This window comes from Flocculibacter collagenilyticus, from assembly GCF_016469335.1.
GTDB lineage: Bacteria > Pseudomonadota > Gammaproteobacteria > Enterobacterales > Alteromonadaceae > Flocculibacter > Flocculibacter collagenilyticus.
The window spans coordinates 3,799,480-3,819,882 of record NZ_CP059888.1 but is presented as its reverse complement, the minus strand read 5'-3'; the positions used below and the strand labels follow the sequence as shown (position 1 = coordinate 3,819,882).

Sequence of the window (20,403 nt, the reverse complement as noted above, 5' to 3'; positions counted from 1 at the left end):
ATTTTTCGTGCTCTACGTCCGCCATCAATGATGATTAACTTAATTTTTTCTTATGACGAAAATGCGATAAGCCAAGCGCTACAAAACCTAAAAAAGCAAGAGAAGCGGGTTCAGGAACTTGTGCAGGCGCTACAATTGAGAACGTGCCGTATGTTTCTGCAGGAAGTGCATTATTAAATATGGCTGATGTAAAGCCAACATCTTGCAACTGCCCACTTTTAAGTTGAAAGTGAATTTGCCCTGATGCTTGGTCACCTTGGTGAAAAACATCATTCAAGATGAGCTTAAATTGATGCGGGTTACGGCTTCTTAACCGTTTAAATGGGTCGTCACCTAACATTAAATCTTGCGAAATAATATCAGCCGCATTATTTAAACCGCCAATTTGTCCACTAAAACCCAGCGCGTTAATATTCCTTGTAACATCAGCTTCAATTGAACCTGTAGCTGTGAGTAAACCTTCAGTATCACTGATTCTTTCAAGTGTGAATATGAGTGTTGCATTCGCTGAATGGGTGAAAAAAAGGGTTAGAAATACAAAGATATTTAATATTTTTATTAACTGCATTAGGTACTCTTACTGCTTGTTGGATTAATTAACGGAGAGGCTAATAGCAAAAAGTACACCAGTATTAGGTTGTAAATAAAATCAAATATTATCAGATGGTTAGACTGATTTGTAAAAACTCAATATTTGATGTTGTAAAAAAAACTGACAGAAAAGGTGTAGCGCGTCAATGGACAATTGCATTCGGTGTACGGCCATTATGTCAACTTGGGAAACCAAGCTGAGCCTTCAATTTAGACGCTTGTCTACGCGATATTTCTACGTCACTTCCATCAGATAACTACTCATTAATTTTGTCGACTAATGCTGTTGTGCTACTGCTATCAAACAACTTATTAAAAAGCGGTAACTCGTTAGTATAATGTTATATAAGTACTTTTTTGCTAAATATTTAGGCAAAAGAATAGTCACGAATTATCCCCTTATTAATCAACTTGTACCAATAATTGCACTTATAAATTAATTAGTTATCTACATTGACTGAGTCTCTTTTTATCATGTAAGGTAATGGTTGCAATTAAGTTAACGAGGTTGTGAGCACATGGGTCATGGATAAAGGTAACAAAGCGCAAAGCCGTTACATTATTAATCAGTGTTGGCAGTTTATCCCAGGGCAAAAATTACTTAAGCAGCCAGGCCACAGTCATGTGCTACGCAATAAAACGGCCGATGTGTTACTTTTACTGTTACAAACACCGGGGCAAGTTGTACAAACGAGTACGTTTTTTGATGTTGTATGGCGCGGAAAGTTTGTGAGTGAGAATGTGCTCAAGCAAAGTATTAGTGAAATTCGGCAATGCTTGGGTGATGAACATAAAAAGCTTATCGTCACCTTACCCAAAACAGGCTACTTGTTGCAGTGTGATGTTGATATTAGTGATAACGAAACAGATAAGCTTTTACCAGAAGAACCTGCCTCGCTCCCCCCTGAACTTGATACCGCCCAATTTGAAACTAACAACCCTAGCCAGCCTACAGCCAACGCGCCTTCCGCTATTGAAAACAACAAAGCCGTTACTTCTCAGCAAATTAGGCTAGCAAAATATAGCACCTTGGCTGCTTCAGTGGCCTTTATTATTGGTGGAGTAATTTTGGCGACCTTTCTGTATTCACAGCAAGCGGATTTACAAGCAAGTTATAATAAAAACGACGAGTTGAACGCGGGCTTGGCGTTATACAGAGAGTTACATAAGGTGTCTGTGCAGCATTCGCAGCAAGCGCCCCAAGACGCTAAGTGGTTGCTAGATAAGAAACTACAAGAGTTGCTCGACACACAAAGCACTGATTTTACTTATATTGGTCAATTAGAGGCGCTAAAAGAACTGTACTTTAGAAAAGGGCATTTCAGTGAAGCGCGATTACTGGCGGGTAGGTTAGAACGCTGTATTGAGTCTCGTTATGGCCAATATTCCGAGCGCTCTATTCGCACTAAACTAGATACCATCACCATTTTGCTGGAGCTGAGGCGCCGGGAAGAGGCCTTTAATTTAGGCAATTATGTACTGGCAGAAGTACAAGAACATTTTCCTAACAACAAAAAACTTCTGGCCGACGTTAATTATCATGTTAGCCGAGTTAACTTATTCTGTGTTGAACCGTTTTGCCAACGGAAGTTGTCATTGGCGCATGGTGAGCAATATGCTAGAAAAGCGCTGGATTTTTATCAAACTAAACCTGAGCAATTCAACATAGAGATAGCCGATACCAAAGTGTTATTAAATTGGTTTTTGTTTAATGGGCAAGAGAAAAAAGCGCTGATGGATGACGCATTGCGCATTTATTTACATGAGTTTGGTCAATACCATACGAAAACCATTGATGCTCAGGAAGAGCTGAGCCGTGCGCTAGCCTTTTATGAACATAATTGGGATGAAGCTGAACGCTTGTTAACATTGGCTGCTATTGCGCGTAATAAAATGATGCCGGAAAAGCATCAGAGTATCGCCAAACAAAAACGGTACTTAGGCGAGCTTTATTTTATGAGTGGCAAATTTCAGCAATCTATTCCCGCACTGACTCAAGCAAAAGTACTCACTGCACATAATATTGGTAAGAATAATAATGTTTACTTAGAGCAGTTGATGCTTAAGGCGCGCGCACACCTCTATTTAGGGCAAGTGCAAGAAAGTATGAACGAGCTAAATGAAGCGCATACATTAATTGAAGAGTCGAAAATGACGCCGGGCATTATCATCAAGCGTGCGATAGAGGTCACTCAACTGCGATTAGATACATTCTTACAACGTAGTAACCAAAGCCCTGCCGAAATCCAACAAGCAATGGCAGAGCATAAGGATGTATTTAAGTCGCCCAAATCGGTCGCAATTCATGAATATCAAAGTCAATTACTAGCGCTTTACCCGAAAGAGGTTAATGAACAATACTTGTCTTCAATTAAGGCGCTAAAACAGCAGTTAAACGTTAGAAATCGTTATTTTTATCCTGCTGACTATGCGTTTATTCAAGCACGAGCGCTGTATCTTTGTCAGCAACACAGCGCCACATTTTGTAAGCAAGTAGCCAATTTAGTGGCAGAAGGGCCAAACACACTTGTGGATGTTGCCATGCTTTATTCAAAAGATGGCAAGCCAGTGAATCAGTAATTTAAGTGCTTGCTAACCTTACGCTTTTTCAACATCAGCATTGTGGCTGGGAAGAGTGAACGGGTCAGCGCTGAAAAACATATCATCAATGCTCGCCCATAGCTGAAAGATTGGCTCACAGCTGAAAACAAGAGTGCCAAGTGGTTGCTTTAAGCTAAATCGCTTTAATAAACCGAGCTGGCAGAATGATTCTAATAAGTCATTAGCGGTTGATACGCTAATACTTAATTGTTTGCATGCGTACTCTAAAGTAACTAGCGGTTGCTCGAACAGTAAATCTAATAACGAAGTGGCTAATTTCGGCTTGGCGACTAGCAGGAGCATATTTTCTAAACGAGTACGCACAGCCAGTACTTTTTGGGTAATGTCGACGCTGATTGCATTTTGCCACTCAAATGCCCGCTTCCAGTAAGCAATAACGTTACTCCAGTCACCGTCGAGCATTGCGCGCGGCGTCGCAAATAGTTCAACCTTCGATTCTTCAAAATGATTAAGCCGATAGAGAACAGGGCTCAAAAATGAAGTATAAGACTCCTCGCCTAATAAAAAGTGGGTATACAACAATCGTGACAATCGTCCGTTACCATCAGCAAAAGGGTGAAGCACAATAAAATAGCTAAAGGCTAGCAGTGCAGCAGTATTGTCGTGTAAGTGGTGTTGTTTAACAAAGTCTTCCCACTCCGCTAATAGCGGTTTTACCTTTTCAGGGGGCGGAGTAATAATGCTGGCCGACTCAATCCCTTCTTTGCCAAGCCAGTTTTGATGGCTTCTAATTTGACCTCTTAGCTTCACTTCGGGTGAGAGTAGCTCGTGTAAGTCACATAACAGCTCAATACTCATTTGCTGCTTTCTGGATATTTTTAATGCAACTTCATAACGCTCTATTCTTTGGGCAATGGACTCAGCAAGCACATCTTCATTTCGTACACCTGCCATCGCAATACTTAACCGTTTTCGGCTTACTTTTCTGCCCTCTTTTAAACTGGTTCCGCCGCATAAATAACGTGCGGTAAAACGTGTCATATTCATGTGAGGAATAGAAAAGTTAAGATCAGGAAGCGCTGCGATTAACGGTTGCAGTTGCTCAAATTGAGAAGCCAAAGGTAAAAGTGCGTTAACGCTAAGTGGTGCTGCTTTTTTAGATTCCATATTGTTTTTCCAACGGCGATATTCATTCGCTTTTTAATCACTAATCATACGATCAAAGAGGCGCTTTACGCGCCTCTTTTGGTTTAACTTAATAGTTTATAAAGAGTAGTTTTGGTTGCGTGTGGTAAAGCCAAACATAATATTGTTCGACTCGTAACGACCACCAGCTCCCCAGCCACCTTTGCCATAGATTTTTGCGTAAGCTTTTAAACAGAAGTGCCCAGTATTGTTTTTAAACACATCATTGCGCGCAGTTCTTACATTCCAAGCACGGTCAATCACAGCGGTTAATCCTCTTACCGCAGGTGTTTGATAGCTATCTGAAATCACCTTATTGCGGTTAAAGTCTGGTACTGTGCTTGTGCTAGAGAAACAAGACTGTACCGTCTTATCTTTATAACACGGGCCAATAAAACAGCCTCCGCGTGAAACGTCTAAACGCTCATCAATTTTAGTTGGCGTTTTGTAGGTAATGCGCTCAGCTCTTTGCAAACATTGTGAGTTGTTAACCGTGTCGTAGCAGGTATTTTCAACAGGCTGATGACACTTGCTCCACTCGCCTTGATTCATGCAGTAGTTAGCATAGTTAGTCACCATGTTTTTCACCGCTTGACACATATCCATTTCATTCACAGTGCCTTGGAAGTAGGTTTCACCAAAACCATCAATGAACTCTGTTAACGCATCTTCACCTATTTTATTAGGATCAAGCATCCAGCAGCGTTGTGAAAGTTGTGAGTCAAAGTTATCCCAAATACGCAGCTTGTCTCTGTACACCGTAAAATCTGAGAACACATTGTAATGCGGCTGTCCTAGCATCGAGCTTGGAATTGGGTAGTCTTTTTCAGTCGACTCAATATTCACTAGCGCATCATTTGAGCTATTCGCAAAGTTTTGTAATACCGTCATAAATTGACCAATATCATTCAACTGTAATAAGTTACTTGAAGAGTCTGCCCCCGCTTGTGCCCCTTTAATATCAAAGGTATAGCTTGAAAACTGGCTTTCAATTTCACTGCGCTCTGAAGAATCAAAGTTACCATCTGCGCCATAGCTATCAAGCGATGCTTTTAACTGTGCCGTTTTTGATTTTATTTCAGAGTTACTTTCAGTCACACTTTCAATACGAATAGTGAACGTCATCTTGCGTCCAGTAGTTACTGAGTCAAGATACTGATCACCACAATGCTTACGAAACTCCTTTTTATAACCGTTTTCTAACAGCGACTCTTTGTCATTATCCATTTGCAGTACAGACGCTTGTTTAGCTTTATATTTATTTTGCTTATCAACAAAAGAAGCAACAATAACAGACGTATCAGTCACTTTTTCAGTTGTGCTATACAATGAATAGCTGCTAGAGCCTCCAATCGAGAAACCACCAAAAGACAAGTTCAACCCGCCAGAACGCTTAATGTCTAACGTTTGCGCCAATTGTGTATAGGTATCTACTTGGCTAAATAAATACTTTTGGTCGTTAACATATTCAACGCTATCAATCATGCTGCTACCATCGGTCGCCCAACAATTTGCATTGTGAAGTTCGCCTTTTAGAGCATCAAAGCCCACACCTAACGCAGAAAGCGCGGTGTCTTGCTCGTTCATTGTGGTTAACGCACCTTTGCCTGCAAATGGGGTAGAGCCGGGTCTAGCTTGGTCTAATGGCTTAGTGTTAATACCATCACTATCGTAACTGCCATTAATCACCAAGTATGGCGAGTACTCATAACCACTACAGCCCGCACTGTTACACGCTCTTATTGCATAACGCACGGTTTTGTTAATGCCCGCGTTATAAATTTTTGCTCGGCTTGAGCCAGAGTAAATGCGTGAACGGCTACCGCTTTTTGGCTCTTCGTATACTTCATACCTAAAGCCAGTTCCGTTGCCGGGTGATGTAGCTGGCCAATTTAATGTAACCGTGCTCGACCCTTCCTTATATTTAACAAATAAATGGTTTACTGCGCTTGGTTTAGTAGGAGTTGGTGTGCCGCCGCCACCGCCAGACGTGTCAGTCGAGTCACATCCAGTATCGCCACTTGAACAGAAAGCCGAAGCCCAACCCCAGCCATCTTTATTCTCGTCAGTCGCATTTTCAAAATCACCTTGGTCTTCAAAAAATTCAGTATTATCAACCTGAGGTGCACTAGCAGCCATTGCAAAGCTACTTAAACCCAACCCCATCGCTCCGATCAGTAGCGAAATTTTGTTTAGATTAGACATGTTTTTACCTTCAATCAGTAACTATGTTTTTTATTTTTATGTAAGGTGAACTAACAAACTTGTACTGTTAATTCTGTCCCATGTATTTCTCTCAATAAGCAATAAACAGCACTTGCTTCCTATCTTTAATTGCTCAGTAAAATGACCAATCGCTAAGTAAAGTGCATTTTTTAAGCATGAAAAAACTGAAAAAAACGTGAATTAAAGCTGATTTGACAGAAATTGTAGGGATTCAGGAGGGATTGAAGGTTTTGGGGAGTGAGTGTTGAGGAATTTGGCTTCTGGGAAGTTTGGTAATTTAAAGACGCTATTGGATAACCAAATAGAAAGTCGTGGATAATGAGGCTAGCCTTAAAAGAGGTAAGTTGTAGACGTTCAGGCTAGTCTGACAATAACCTTAAACTTGATATGTCAGATCAGGTTGAAACTTTCATACCTTATATTTATTCCTATTAAAAATCATCCTCTTATTGTAGTATTTTAAATTAGCTCACATGCAGATTTGTTGGTTGCGCTTCGCAACCTGTGACAACATGGTCTAAGTGACTCGCCTTCTTGGATGATCCATATGCTTGAACCACTCGCTAGCGGCGCGTAAGAGTGCATGTGAGCTACTTTTCTAAGAAAAATACATTAGGGAATAATTTGATTCATAGAAGAAACTTTTTACTGCTTAAACAGGCGAAAACCAAACCTGAGTTAGCTTCAATATTGGGCGTTTCAGCCGCTTTTCTTACTAACACTCTGTATAAGCCGGGCGTTAAGTCGCACGTAAATTCGCACTATCATCAATTCGACATTACTAAAAAATCTGGTGGTGTCAGGATTATCAGTGCACCGTCAGATGAATTAAAAGACCTACAACGTAAATTGTCGGATTTACTATTGGATTGTAAAACCGTAATTCAGTCTGACAATAAAATTAAATGCACTCTTTCGCATGGGTTTGAGCGAGAGAAATCCATAATTACCAATGCACGTATACACTGCGGAAAAAAAAATGTATTAAATTTAGATTTGGCAGATTTTTTTGGTAGCTTCAATTTTGGTAGGGTTCGAGGGTATTTCATTGCCAATAAGGATTTCCAGTTGGATCCTCATATTGCAACAGTAATTGCTCAAATTGCTTGTTATAAAGACACGTTGCCACAAGGCAGCCCATGCTCTCCAGTTATAGCAAATCTAATAACTAACAGTCTCGATATAAAGTTATCAAAGTTAGCTAAAAGAAATGGCTGTTCTTATACCAGATATGCCGATGACATTACTTTTTCAACCAGAAAAAAGAGCTTTCCCACTGCCATAGTTAGCGACATTGAAAATTTAACATTAGGTTCAAAGCTATTAGGTGAAATAAGGCGAGCAGGGTTTTCCGTAAACTTCAAAAAAACTAGGCTACAATTTAAAGATTCAAGGCAAGAAGCTACGGGCCTAGTTGTAAACAAAAAAGTAAGTGTTAAATCGGAATATTGGCGTTTGACCAGAGCTATGGCTCACTCTCTATTTAAAACTGGAAAATTTCAAGTTGCTGAACAAGATGGCTCCTTTAGAGATGGAAATATTTCGGAGTTAGAAGGCAGGTTAACTTTTATCGATTCTATCGATTTTTATAATAACTTAGAGAAAAAGAAGCACCCAAAACCCAAATTTGAACCAAAGATCCACTCTGGACTCAACAAATTCAAAGGCAAATTAAACTCACGAGAAAAAGTGTATGGTAGATTTCTACAATACAAACATTTTTTTGCGAATGAATACCCAACAATTTTGACTGAAGGTAAAACAGATAATGTTTACTTAAAAAGTGCTTTAAGTCGCCTTCAAGCTGATTACCCTAATTTAGTAACCCCAAAATCAGCTACCACAGCCTATTCACCCAAACTAAAGTTTCCTGAGCTGAATCGTAAAACAATGTATTTACTTGATATAGGTGATGGTGCAACGCCATTTGTAAGGTTTGTTAAAAGGTATGCCGATGAATTAAAGTACTTTGAAAAAAAGAAAGCTAAAAACCCAGTAATTTTAGTATTGGATAATGATACTGGCCCCAACGAATTATTGAACTATTTAACCCCAACTCGGGATAAGAATTTGAAAATTTAAGGAACTAAATGCCTGCTCCACGATCAGATCTTTCGACCAAAAAAGAAAGTGACCAAAAAAGGAACAGGCATGAATAAATTAGTTGAACTCTTCTGTGATGTCGATGATTTTTGCAAAGTATTTATTCCCGAATGGGAAAAGCAATTGATTGCAGACGGCACACAAAAACGTAAGCGTCGAAGTAGATTGACGATGAGTGAAGTCATGACAATTATCATTGGCTTCCACATGTCCCATTACCGAGATTTTAAAAATTATTACACTGGTCATGTCAGTCGCTTTTGTCGAGAAGAATTTCCACATTTGCTTAGTTATACACGCTTTTTAGAGCTAATGCCGCGAACAATAGTGCCAATGTGTGCGTACTTCACCTCACTTAAAGGTAAGCCTACAGGCATTGAGTTCATTGACTCCACTACTTTAACCGTTTGTCATAATATTCGAATTCCCAGACATAAAACATTTAATGGTATAGCAAGGCGAGGGAAATCGACGATGGGCTGGTTTTATGGTTTCAAACTTCACCTTATCGTTAATTATCGGGGAGAGATCGTTGCAGCCAAAGTCACCACAGGCAACGTTCATGATACTAAACCAGTCGAAGAGCTAGCTGCTGGTTTGACAGATAAATTGTACGGAGATAAAGGTTATCTCAGCAAAGCACTGGAAGCTTCGTTGTTTGAAAAAGGGGTGACATTAATTACTACCGTTCGCAAGAATATGAAAGCCAAAGCGATGTCGTTATGGGACAGAGCGATGCTATCTAAGCGATTTATTATTGAAACTATTAATGACCAATTAAAGAATATCTCCCAAATTGAACACTCCAGACATCGCAGTATGAATGGTTTTATGTTGAACTTAATGGCAGGATTAGTGGCTTACTGCCTTAAAGACAATAAGCCAAGCCTTAATTTAACTGACTCAGAGCTTAATTCTATGATCGTGGCTTAAACCGATCTGGGGTTATTTAGTGAGTAACGTTAGATCATGCCCTAACGATAAAGCCATGTTAAAGAGAGGTGACTTTATTCATTTATTCCATAATTTGTATCTTATTTTGACTCCTCTTAATGCTGGAGGAGAAGACTCAGCAATGGAAGATCTATTTGATGCAGCAACTCGTGGTCGTACTATCAATGGAAAAACTTTTTCAGCAGATAAAGATTTTGATGAAACCAAACACTACGGCAAACATATCTTTTCAACTAAAGTAGTGCGGTCAGATAAAGCAAATATCAATTTTGATAAGTTTAAGTATATTTTTGATGAAATTGAAAAAGTAAAAAAGCACTTTCAAACATTTAATGACACATTTTGATTTTTAAAGGTCATCTTTATTAATAGTTCAAGAATTTTATTTGTACCTGTTAGTGGTCGTCAGTGGTTAACCATATCCTGAACGTTATAAATTTAACTCTTCTTGAGTAAAAACGACCGCATAATGTGACCGTTCTTGTTTTGTTCTCTATTTCTTGTAGCGAACTTATAAGGTTCGTACTTTCAAATTAGTTGCGCACATTAAACATTGTTTCGATCATTATTTAACGTGCACATGTGGGAGAGTAATAAAGTTTCATACTAATTCGCTCTGAAGACATTGAACTTGCTCTGGGTATCTAGTACTTCCAAAAATAAAGTTTCATACTGAATACTTAATTACTGACGAATTCAAGCCAAACGTGAGTAATAAAGTATCATACTAAAACTATAAATTAGCCACATTTACCTTGATTTCAGGCTGATTTTTTCGAGCTCTAATTACTATGCTATCTTCATAATCTTGGACTAACTCAACCAATTGCTCTAGCTCATCGCCTTCTGGTGTGCCTTTTTCTGCACCCCATATATCATCGAGCCTTAATAATGCGACTCTTAACTCATCATCATTTTTAATAGATTGAATATTCATATTGCTTCCTTAATCAAGGATGTGCTTTTACCAAATAATGCATCCCCTGGAATTCAACTATTACTCTATTTAAAGGATGCTTGGATGACTTCATTTGTCTACAAATTGAGTTATATTCTCGTACAAAGGATGCCCACTTTTTAACTTTGCAGCTTAAATTAATCAGCTTGATTCGACACTTAGAAGCTTTATTAAATGAAATAACATCGCCAACCTCAGCATAATCACCATAAACTTTCTTTGGCATAGATAGAATTGACTCGCCAGTCTGTTTATTTTCCTCTAATCGCGTTCGATGAGGTAGGTTTCCCATATCGGCATTTGTTACGATAAATTTACTTTTTAATTGGCTAAACAAAGCATCTGATTTCATCTGTATTCCAAATAAAGAGTTAAGCTTACTATCTATAATAAGACAAAACCCAAAGCTTGAACATTACTCAACCATTAATTACTATGTAGCTGTCTCGTCAACAACCGCCTATTCAATATTGCAATAGGTCGTTAAAGAGATAGGCATATAAAGCCTGCGTAATGCTTTGGATCCAAACGATTGGATGTCGGTAAATTTATATATACTTCGTATCATCACCAAAATATTTCTTTTTGCATGTGTTGCGATGAAAACCAAAGCCGTCAAAACCATAAATCAATTTTAAAGAGATATTTAAATGAATAATTCTATTTTTCCTGCATCTAATGATGCATTCAAACTATTTACTAAAAACTTAAATGACAAGTTAATTAAAGGGTCAAACGGCCAATACCGCCGAAAACAAACCTTTCTATCAGCAATGATAGCAGAATCACTACCAGGCAAAGACGCAAATTATAATATCAATACCCTAAAAGCAGATCTCAAACAAAATAGTACCAAGTCAATAAATAGTACTTCTGTATTTACTTCTTATAACTCTAATACCCTTTACAAAATAGTGAAAGAAGGGAAGAAACTAAGAAAAGAAACAGGTGTGGATCTTTGGGATGCATATTGCGAGGTAGCCAGTAATTATCAATTACCCAATCCTAATGAAATAGCTACAGCCTGCAAAATTCCTGTAACAAATAATGAATTCCATAGAGTGATAATTGGGAAAATTATTATCGCTCTATTTGTTGGTAGAGGTTCCAGACATAGTTCAAATCGTGATTTAAACATTGTTGGCTATACAATGCCTGATAAATGCAAATATAGTGAAAAGGATTTTGTTATTGGATGTGTGTCTTATGGCGATATGCTAACTATTGGATATCCAACAGAGTTTGGAAACAGAAAAGTGGATATAAACGCTTATCATATTTGCAAATATTCTCAAAGCGAAGCCAGAATACCATTGCTAGCACTAGAAAGAAATGAAATAGAGCTTCTTGCAAAACATTTATGCATTAAGCTTGAAGGGCAAACTACAGAAACACCTGAAAACATCCCTTTCAACAACATAACTTCATCACAACTTTATTATCACCTGCAAGAATGGGCTTTAAGACATACTGCTATAGCTAAAAACTCTACAAGCCCATACTTTGAAAACTGGGGAAATATTGCTTTAAACCGACCGATGAATATTTCTCACCTTTAACCAATAAAGCCGATTATCCTATAGAGTAATCGGCTTCAAATTTGATTAATATGTATTACTTAATCACTAAGGCTAACTTAATGGTACTACTAAACACGTATGAAGATCGAGATGAAGCTGAAAACGCCGAAAGCCTGATCTCTGGCAAGAAGCGATTGGCTAGCGAACGTGATGGAACTGAACTAATTTTCAACTTATTCGGCCAGCCTAGTTGGAATAATTTGTATAAACTAAAAATGTTCGACCTTCCATTACTAAAAGAACTAATTGAACTACGCAAAGCCAATGTGGATTACGACATTGTTAAGCATAAAGAAATTATTACTATGCTTAAATTCGCCGCCAATACATTTGAATTAGATATACCTAGACATTGGCTATGATGTATGAGCGTAGCGAGTGCCTTTCTTTAGCTCTTGCCAACATCATTTTATGATTGGGTTGTTAGTATGTAAAATGAGAGTTACCACCTTTTGGTTGTTTTGATTAAAAGATTCGACACATTTATCAAAACGGGTAACTCTCAATTTATCAACTCGAAATGTCAGATATTGTCTGAGCTAATTCAATTGAAGTGCCATACTATGTTATCTGCACATGATTAAAAGAAGTTATTTTTGATTCAGGGATTTTATATATTAGAACATCACAAAAAATAGCGAAATGTCCTGCTCTTTGAGCTAAGCTTTTCAAATCATCAGGGCTAAGGCACTTTATTGATTTATGGGCTCCCAACTGCGCTTTGTTCGTAGAAACCACATAACCTTCAAAATCTATAAGGTTTTTTAACGAATGAAAGCCTAACCCAATACTTTCAGAAATTATGCGCATTAAATCATTATGTGATGTAATAAAATGAATGACCTGCACCGTATCCCAAGTTAAGCTACTCGATTTCTTATATTTTGTACTATTGGCTTTATTATGTTCAAATATTTTTGGATATTTAGATTTTACTTCATCAATAGACAATTCAAAAATTGTTCTTAGTCCGCAAGCAATGATTTCAGAATAATCAACTTTAGACTTATACAACTCTGAAGATTGATTGATCAACTGTGCAACAACAGGAATCCTTACATTATAACTTTTATTTGAGGCTAAAGTGAAAAGCTGTTTCTTTGATTTTTCAGCACCAGAGACTAATCCCCTAGGGGTGAAAAAGTTCAGATTTAGTCTTTCAATAACTTCTCCAGTCTGATTATCATAATACTTGTAATCAACTTTTTTTATGCACTCTTCATTAGTGCTAGGAATAATTGAAGAAGCTTCTTCTCCATCAATTTCTATTTTTATTTCACTATTGGAAACCAACCTACCCGAACTATCAGTTACAGTAGAAATAAACGCTAATAAATCCAGTTGTGATGAAGGTATTTGGAACCGTTTAGGAAGGCTATTTTTCAAGTTAATCTTTGCTACTTGAGGCACACCTTGCTCTAAACTTTGTTCAAATCCTGAAACTGGTGAGGCTCTGCCAGTTATTACACGACCAAAATTTTCCTTATCTTGATCTTTTAGTTCAGATGCAATGCTTTGAATTTTTTTGTTAAGAGCGGCTATGTCGGTTAGTATCTTGTTAGTTAAGTTACTTTCTACAAAGTTAGTTCTATCCGAGTTAAACTCAATTTCTTTATGAGAGCTATAAACGCGAACATAACCAGTCATCTGAGGCATTGATTTACCAGATTTTGCCGAACGATTTATATTTGAATCGAAAATTACATAGTTATTAAATAGATTGTTGTTTATAAATAATAATGGAGATAGCAGCTCATCAGGTTCCCTATAGAATAGCTTTGAAATATTTTTGCCTCTCCCACCTTCCAAGTGGTAAATTAACAAATCTAATTCCGCACGGTATAAGCCTGAAGAAATCTTAAATGTTGTTTCTTTTACTAACTTCCCTTCTCTATAAAATTTCAGTCTAGAATCAACTGAAGAGTAGCTCACTTTACAAAATTGCTTATCAATAGCTTCGTCCAAAAAGTCGTTAAAATCTCTAGTTTCAGACTCGCCATTCAAAGTTTCTAGTTTTATCTTAAATGAAGGATCAAAAAATGCGTTAACAGCTTTACTGGTGTTTTTTTCTTCTATGAAATAATTATTTAAGTTATCTAAGGCTTCATCCTCAAGTGCCACAGTGATTTTAGTACCTTTACCTTCCTCCTTTATTAAAGTTGGTGTTACTTTAAACCTGCTAGCGTTATTTTTTGATATCAACTTATTCTTATCAACTGTAAACTCGATTTTATTTCCACCATGAAATGACTCCCAAGTAACTCTATGACCAAACTTGAATACAGACAAAAATCCCAAGCCTTTCGATCCTTGGACATACCTAGTCTTACCATCATGAGTTTTTTTACTGCCGTATCTTTTAGTACTACTTGCTATGTGGAAAAGCTTCTTAACCTCACTCTCCCCCATGCCTAATCCATCATCTTTAATAATTAATTGAGAATTAACAGTATCAATATTTATTTGAACAGTGTCAGAGAAAGCATCATACGCATTCTTTGTTAATTCGTTTAATGCAAATATGTTAGAAGGTATTGTGCTGGATAGCTCATCTATAACTTTTCCATCAAATTTCAAACCTACAGGATTCACCACAAACTCCTTTTTTTATTAATAATTAAGCTAACTATAAATTAATTTATAACCACTTTGATTAGGAAAAATCCATATCAAATGCAGTTCTAGCTTTATAATCAACAAAATAGCTAGACATTAATTCCTCTATAAATGGAGTACGTAATTGTTTAACTCTTTTACCGCTCATTGAAATAGATTTATCTGTTACAGTTACAGGAAATTTATTATCCTCAAACATGGTAAATACGCTATATTTAACTGGCAGTTTTTCTTTTAATTTATCACCGTTAACAACACTCTCTTTAAACACAGAAAAACGTTTAATCCACCCAGGAAGAAATAACAGCTCATTATCATTCTGACCTACAGTAAAACTCAATTCTCCTTTAGTATTAAAAACAGCAAGATCAAGCAGATGTGAGTTAACACTGATAGCACCGCTGAAATCAAATCTGTAATATTCTTTCTTTGTTGAATCAGATGCCTTCTGCATCATGTAGTACTTATCCAAGTTTTGGTCATCTCTAAATTCAGCAGGACTTCTTTTTTTCACTACAAAAGGAATCAATAATACTTCTTTCGCATTTCTATCCCCTGTGCTTCCACGAACGTTTAAATCACAAAGCTGGTCAATCAATATATATTGCTTTTCATCCTCTCCTTCCCTAAAGCTAAAAACATCTCCGCAAGATAATGGGCTATGTATTATATTTATTGAAAAATCAAACATTTCATTGTGTCTTAACGAGATGAAGTGAGGGGAATTCATCATTGACTTTTTGATGTATGCATCTTCGTGTTTATTTGAAATGGCACCTTGCACAGAGCGAAAACTTTTTAATTTATCAATTAAACTAGGGTTATCCGTTAAATTTTTATGCATCACTTCTTTTTGCTTGATTGCAAAAAGTCTGTGTAATAAATCGAACTCTGATAAACCTTCTCCTAAAGACTTACTAAAAATGGCTGTATCTACTTCATAGATAGAGTTTTGGCTAAGGATATCTTTTAACTCATCCAATGAAGTAGATATTGTAGTTTTAACAGTATCGACCATTTCACTACTTAGCTTTCTTAAAAAAATTCTCTTTAAGAATTCAGCAGATTTAAAGTCCAATGACACTTTCCCGTCACCTTCATCAAGAATGTTTTTAGATAAAACCGAGAAATGGTGATGGTCCGTATTAGGGTCCAATTTATCGATAATACTCTTTCGGGCAGCCTCTTCTTCAATCCCAACATTTGTTTCACTCGTAAAGAGAACAAAATAACAATCCTCAGTGTCAAGGTTCACTAACTCACAAATGATACTTTCGCCGTGGTCGGCAGGTAACCCTTCCTTTTCAAAGTTCAAATCAATAAGAAAGAGTTTAGTACCAGTAGTCTCAATAATATTTTCTTTTTTTTCTAGCCACTTAGTATGAGACAAATGTAGTATCGATTGAGATGCTTCATTAAGCAAAGTTATGAGTTCATCGAATTGTTTATGGGACAAATCAGGTATTCTTTTATTTAATTGACTATAAAAGGCTGAAATCGAAACATCATCTGTTGGAATATCTTCTTTTATAACTTCAAAAGGTAATTCCCAATTTATTCCATCAAAAATAGGTAAAGAAGCAATCTCTTCAGTATTCTCATTTTCATGCAACACTGATATTTCAAGTAAGTATTCGTCTACGAGTTTACTTGCCCCCTCTGCAAACCTATCATCAATCCAGATAATTTGATTTAATCCTATGGCATCAAACACACTCTTTTTAAAATCAGTTTGTAAATCCATTATACAATCGCCTCAATCAGGTCTATTTCAAATTTAAATCTTCTACCATATGTATTTCTCTCTTGAAGAAGAGAAATAGAACAGTTTTTTTCACTTAAAAGTGTTTTAGTTATATATAAACCTAGGCCTTGGCCAAACTCTTTATCAGATGCAAACATATCAAATAATACATCTTCTAATGGAGGTCTAATCCCTTTGGCATTATCCCAAATAGTTACCTTATTTCTATCAATATCAATGGTTAATATACACTTATGCTCAGGATTATGTATCTGGTATATAGCTAGCCAATGTTCTGAGTTTCTAACTATATTATCAATTATTTGAAATAGCTTACCTCGATTGAATTGGATGAGCTTAGAGTCACCTTTGTCACTAATCTTTATTGAAATCAATTTCCTTTCAAAGTAACTAGTACGCAAATTGACATAATCTTCGATAAAATCAGAAATATTAAGTTTTTCAATAACTTCTCGCTGCGCCTTAACTAGAGGGTTTAGTGATGATATTGATTTTGAAAGGGTTTGAGAGTCCCCTCTAATGCCATTCAGTTCTTTTGTTAATTTACTATCTTTTATACCTAATTCATTAATTCTCTTTTTAGCGGAATCAAGATGAAAACGAATATTTCTCGTTTGTTCATTGGCTTCGTGAGCAAGAGTTTGAGCAGATAGACCAATAGCAACGTGATCATAAAAGTTTTTTATTTGATTCTCATAGCTTTTGATTTCATCCAAAACCTTTTTAGTTGAGTGGACATGTGACGCAAGCTCATCATTAAAACTTTTATAATTAGCTAGATTAGAGTTTGTTTCCTCTTCTAGAAAATTAAGCATTTTTTTAATAGACAATAATTCTTTTTCTAAAACAGGATCCTTGTACATATCCTGCTGATTCTTTGCTATAGAGTCATCAATTTGTTTTTTATTGTTAAGAAATGTGGTTTTTATCTTATCTACTTGCTTTGTAACTTTAGGTTGTAGTGTAACGCTTTTTTTAACCAGATTATCAAGTTCAACTGTAGCCAATCTCGCGGAGTAGCCCTTAGGTTTACCAGCATCTTTAAGTATTTTATCATCAAGGTAATCAAGAGATCTTCGTCTAGAAGTATTCAAAAATTTATTAATAGTACTTAATGCATATTGGCAGATAGCATAAAAGCTACGATATTCAATATTATCGACGAAGCTTTCTCGATCTGATTTTTCTATGAGGGCTTTGTTTTTATTCGACGACAAGTTTATGTAACCCGTTACATTGCTAGGCCTTAACGAATAAGCACCTGCACCTGAAGTCATCTCATTTGAGAGACCAAGCCAATCTTTATTGTTAGAGCCAATACGAAACCCATCTCTATAAGGTGAAATATCACCAGCTATGGTTTTAATTGATTCTTTAATTTTTGTGAAGCTTAAATCTTCAATGTCCAATGCTTCTTTGCTTAACAGAAAGTTATATATTCTACTTTCAAAGCCACCAGGATGAGCAAATTGGCTGAGTTTTAAGTCGACATCACCGAGTTCAATCATATGCTCGAATTTAAGAAAATACTTGCCCTCAAGCAACTCCATTTTAAAGTCGTTTAATGTTGCCTGTTCTTTGAGATAATGAAAAAATTGCACACCATTATCTGAGTTTATATATTCTTCATAAACTGCTTTTCGGTTATTGGTATTTGGCTTAAAAGGTAGTAGTTCAATCATTCCTGTTACAGAAATAAAATCACCATCTAGATTAAAATCAAAGATACTAGAAGCCTGTTCCAGTAAATGTTCAGAAAACGTTTCTAATTCGATAGATAGTCCATTGTGAACATAAAAAGTTTTGAATTTACTGATTTGTCCGTGAGGTGAAACCATTGAAGCTATTTTGGTTGGAAACTCAATGCTTCCTGCTCCTTCCCAAAAAGCTAAATTTTTAATACCAATGGCTTCTATTATTGTACCCGTTTCTTTTTTGGCTGGGACAGCTTGTTCTGAGACATGCACAGAGTCCAAAGTTTTTCCATGTATGAAATCATCCCATGAAAATGAAACACATATTCCCTCATTTTCAGGCTTCGATTGCGTAGATATTCTACAAATAGTGCCTAGCTGCATTGAGCCCAGCCTACCTAACCCTTTATCTCCAGTTAAAGACCTTTTAAATTTTTCAGTAACTTTATTGTTTTTTTTTGCCTCTTTTTTTTCTGAGTAACTAACTGTTAACCAAGATCTATTTATTCTGCTTCTATCCATTCCATGACCGTTATCTCGGATAGATATTTTGCCTTTGTATGTAATAGGAGTCTTAATTTCTTCGCCGTCAACAATATCAATATGATCAATCGTTTCAGTATAATTAGTATCTACATCTATATAACAAAAGCTTGCGTCAGCATCATGAGAGTTTTTAATTAACTCCAAAAGAGCTATTTCTGGACCACTAATAAGCTCTGCACCTAGCTGCTGGATTACATGGGCATCAATTTTTAACTTCAATTTTTCCTTGTCCATTTTATCTCCGCATAATTAGGACTGATTCTTTGCCCATAGTTGATGCTATTTGATTCCTTGAAGCCATACGTTTACTAGGTATAGTCCTTTCAATTTCATAAACATAAGTGCATCCCCTTGATTCTAAGAGCTCACGCATAATTTTATCTAATGGAACTTCAATATCAGAAATCCTACGATTTCCCAAAGTCCAAATCATATAGGCATTATCTCTCAATTCATCAATCGCATTTTTCAACGATAAATCTAGGTCATAAACAAAACTGACTAATTTTTTAATATTCTCTGGATTAACTTTTAATATTTTTTCAATGCATATGTCCAGCGAAGATGAGCGATTTATCAATTTTAAGCGTTTATCTTCTGACTCTTTCAATGAACCACCAAGGCTAGAACTATCAATGGCATTTTGATAACTAAGTATTGATGGATCTATTTTTTCATTAATATCGGATAAATCAATCCATTGGAGAGGAAGGTATGAAAATTGACCATACGTTACAGTTGTAGAGTTATCTCCATATGGCGGAGAGCTAATCAATAAATCAAATTTTTGTTTAGATTTTTTACGCAATTTTGCGTCAACATTTTTAATCGATACTTTGCTAACGCTTTTTGAGCGTTTCAAATGCCCATTTTTAGTAAGCATTTCTTTATGTGCTTTAATATTTTCAAAACTCTTCAACAAGTTCTTTTTAAAAATAACTTTTGCAGAACCAATTTTTTCAATTTGTTCTTCAGACTTTATATGTAGTTTATACGTTGAACTTCTAGAGTTACATGTAGACCTAACAGTATTACTCAATGCTAACCAAAATATTTTACGTGCCCACTTTGATGGTTCTGCTTTAATTGCTAAGTAAATAGAACTTAACTCTAATTGAATTTCTTTTAAGAACCATTTATCAATACCTTTAAAGTTTACAGCTACCTCATTGCTATTACTTAACTCAATAGCACTAAGTAAATCACTTATTTTATCGTTGAGTTTTTTAACATAAAGCGGGCCACTTTTGACCTCACAAGCAAGTATGGCTAATGGATTGATATCGTGCCCCACAAAATCAAGACCACGCATCATAGATTCGCCCATTGTGGTTCCTGATCCCACAAAAGGATCAAACACAGTGGTTATATTGGGGTCAACACTTTGAATTGCATCAATTAATTCTCCCTGCATTTCAGGAACCATCATTGCAGGATATTGAATCAGTCCATGGCAATGGTTTCTTTTAGAACGCCCTTTAAAAGACCAATAAGATGCATCCTGCAAAGAATAAGCAGCTATATTTTGAATCAATGTATTGTCTACATTTAAATCTTCTCTTCGAACGAGTGCTTGATTCATAGGTAACTCATTAATTTTATTAGATCAATTTATACACACAA

At 36.3% G+C, this 20,403-nt stretch carries 15 protein-coding genes; 6 read left to right on the top strand and 9 right to left on the bottom strand.

Features of this window, described 5'->3' with window-relative positions; translation table 11 throughout:
- Nucleotides 1–34: 34 nt before the first annotated feature.
- Nucleotides 35–568, bottom strand: a complete 534-nt coding sequence (locus HUU81_RS16715) for a PEP-CTERM sorting domain-containing protein (protein ID WP_199610029.1) — start codon at nucleotides 566–568, stop codon at nucleotides 35–37.
- 548 nt (nucleotides 569–1,116) lie between these two features.
- Here HUU81_RS16715 and HUU81_RS16710 point away from each other — a divergent pair.
- On the top strand, nucleotides 1,117–3,171 hold the full coding sequence (locus tag HUU81_RS16710) for a transcriptional regulator (protein ID WP_199610028.1): 2,055 nt from the start codon (nucleotides 1,117–1,119) through the stop codon (nucleotides 3,169–3,171).
- Nucleotides 3,172–3,189: 18 nt separating this feature from the next.
- On the opposite strand, the gene HUU81_RS16705 is transcribed toward HUU81_RS16710, so the two are convergent.
- Together HUU81_RS16705 and HUU81_RS16700 are read right to left on the bottom strand one after the other, a co-directional pair.
- Nucleotides 3,190–4,320 carry a Fic family protein gene (locus HUU81_RS16705; RefSeq protein WP_199610027.1) on the bottom strand — a complete coding sequence of 377 codons (1,131 nt, stop codon included), beginning with the start codon at nucleotides 4,318–4,320 and terminating at the stop codon, nucleotides 3,190–3,192.
- Between the two features lie 96 nt (nucleotides 4,321–4,416).
- Entirely contained in the window at nucleotides 4,417–6,543 is a 2,127-nt protein-coding gene (locus tag HUU81_RS16700) for a hypothetical protein (protein ID WP_199610026.1), read from the bottom strand.
- A 606-nt stretch (nucleotides 6,544–7,149) separates the two neighbouring features.
- Between HUU81_RS16700 and HUU81_RS16695 the strand changes: the two genes are divergently transcribed.
- The 3 genes from HUU81_RS16695 (at nucleotide 7,150) to HUU81_RS16685 (ending at nucleotide 9,967) form a co-directional block, all read left to right on the top strand.
- Nucleotides 7,150–8,646: a retron Ec67 family RNA-directed DNA polymerase/endonuclease gene (locus HUU81_RS16695; RefSeq protein ID WP_233520538.1), complete on the top strand. Its 1,497-nt coding sequence runs from the start codon at nucleotides 7,150–7,152 to the stop codon at nucleotides 8,644–8,646.
- A gap of 69 nt (nucleotides 8,647–8,715) precedes the next feature.
- Nucleotides 8,716–9,600, top strand: a complete 885-nt coding sequence (locus HUU81_RS16690; protein WP_199610025.1) for an IS982 family transposase — start codon at nucleotides 8,716–8,718, stop codon at nucleotides 9,598–9,600.
- 19 nt (nucleotides 9,601–9,619) lie between these two features.
- Complete coding sequence (locus HUU81_RS16685) at nucleotides 9,620–9,967, top strand: hypothetical protein (RefSeq protein WP_199610024.1); 348 nt, start codon at nucleotides 9,620–9,622, stop codon at nucleotides 9,965–9,967.
- A gap of 387 nt (nucleotides 9,968–10,354) precedes the next feature.
- Here HUU81_RS16685 and HUU81_RS16680 read toward each other — a convergent pair whose 3' ends face one another.
- Together HUU81_RS16680 and HUU81_RS16675 are read right to left on the bottom strand one after the other, a co-directional pair.
- Entirely contained in the window at nucleotides 10,355–10,558 is a 204-nt protein-coding gene (locus tag HUU81_RS16680) for a hypothetical protein (protein WP_199610023.1), read from the bottom strand.
- Between the two features lie 13 nt (nucleotides 10,559–10,571).
- Nucleotides 10,572–10,931, bottom strand: a complete 360-nt coding sequence (locus tag HUU81_RS16675; RefSeq protein ID WP_199610022.1) for a hypothetical protein — start codon at nucleotides 10,929–10,931, stop codon at nucleotides 10,572–10,574.
- A 298-nt stretch (nucleotides 10,932–11,229) separates the two neighbouring features.
- Between HUU81_RS16675 and HUU81_RS16670 the strand changes: the two genes are divergently transcribed.
- Both HUU81_RS16670 and HUU81_RS16665 read left to right on the top strand, forming a co-directional pair.
- Nucleotides 11,230–12,138 (top strand): hypothetical protein, encoded by a 909-nt coding sequence (locus HUU81_RS16670; protein ID WP_199610021.1) that lies wholly within the window; start codon nucleotides 11,230–11,232, stop codon nucleotides 12,136–12,138.
- Between the two features lie 80 nt (nucleotides 12,139–12,218).
- Nucleotides 12,219–12,521: a hypothetical protein gene (locus HUU81_RS16665; RefSeq protein WP_199610020.1), complete on the top strand. Its 303-nt coding sequence runs from the start codon at nucleotides 12,219–12,221 to the stop codon at nucleotides 12,519–12,521.
- 199 nt (nucleotides 12,522–12,720) lie between these two features.
- Here HUU81_RS16665 and HUU81_RS16660 read toward each other — a convergent pair whose 3' ends face one another.
- The 4 genes from HUU81_RS16660 to HUU81_RS16645 form a co-directional block, all read right to left on the bottom strand.
- A complete protein-coding gene (locus HUU81_RS16660; RefSeq protein WP_199610019.1) occupies nucleotides 12,721–14,751 on the bottom strand; it encodes an ATP-binding protein in 2,031 nt (676 codons plus the stop codon).
- Between the two features lie 61 nt (nucleotides 14,752–14,812).
- Nucleotides 14,813–16,519 (bottom strand): hypothetical protein, encoded by a 1,707-nt coding sequence (locus HUU81_RS16655; RefSeq protein WP_199610018.1) that lies wholly within the window; start codon nucleotides 16,517–16,519, stop codon nucleotides 14,813–14,815.
- Nucleotides 16,519–19,014, bottom strand: coding sequence for an ATP-binding protein (locus tag HUU81_RS16650; RefSeq protein ID WP_199610017.1), 2,496 nt, complete (start codon nucleotides 19,012–19,014; stop codon nucleotides 16,519–16,521). The genes HUU81_RS16655 and HUU81_RS16650 overlap by 1 nt, the downstream gene beginning before the upstream one ends.
- Before the next feature lies 1 nt (nucleotide 19,015).
- Nucleotides 19,016–20,362, bottom strand: coding sequence for a TRM11 family methyltransferase (locus tag HUU81_RS16645; RefSeq protein WP_199610016.1), 1,347 nt, complete (start codon nucleotides 20,360–20,362; stop codon nucleotides 19,016–19,018).
- Nucleotides 20,363–20,403 lie beyond the last annotated feature (41 nt).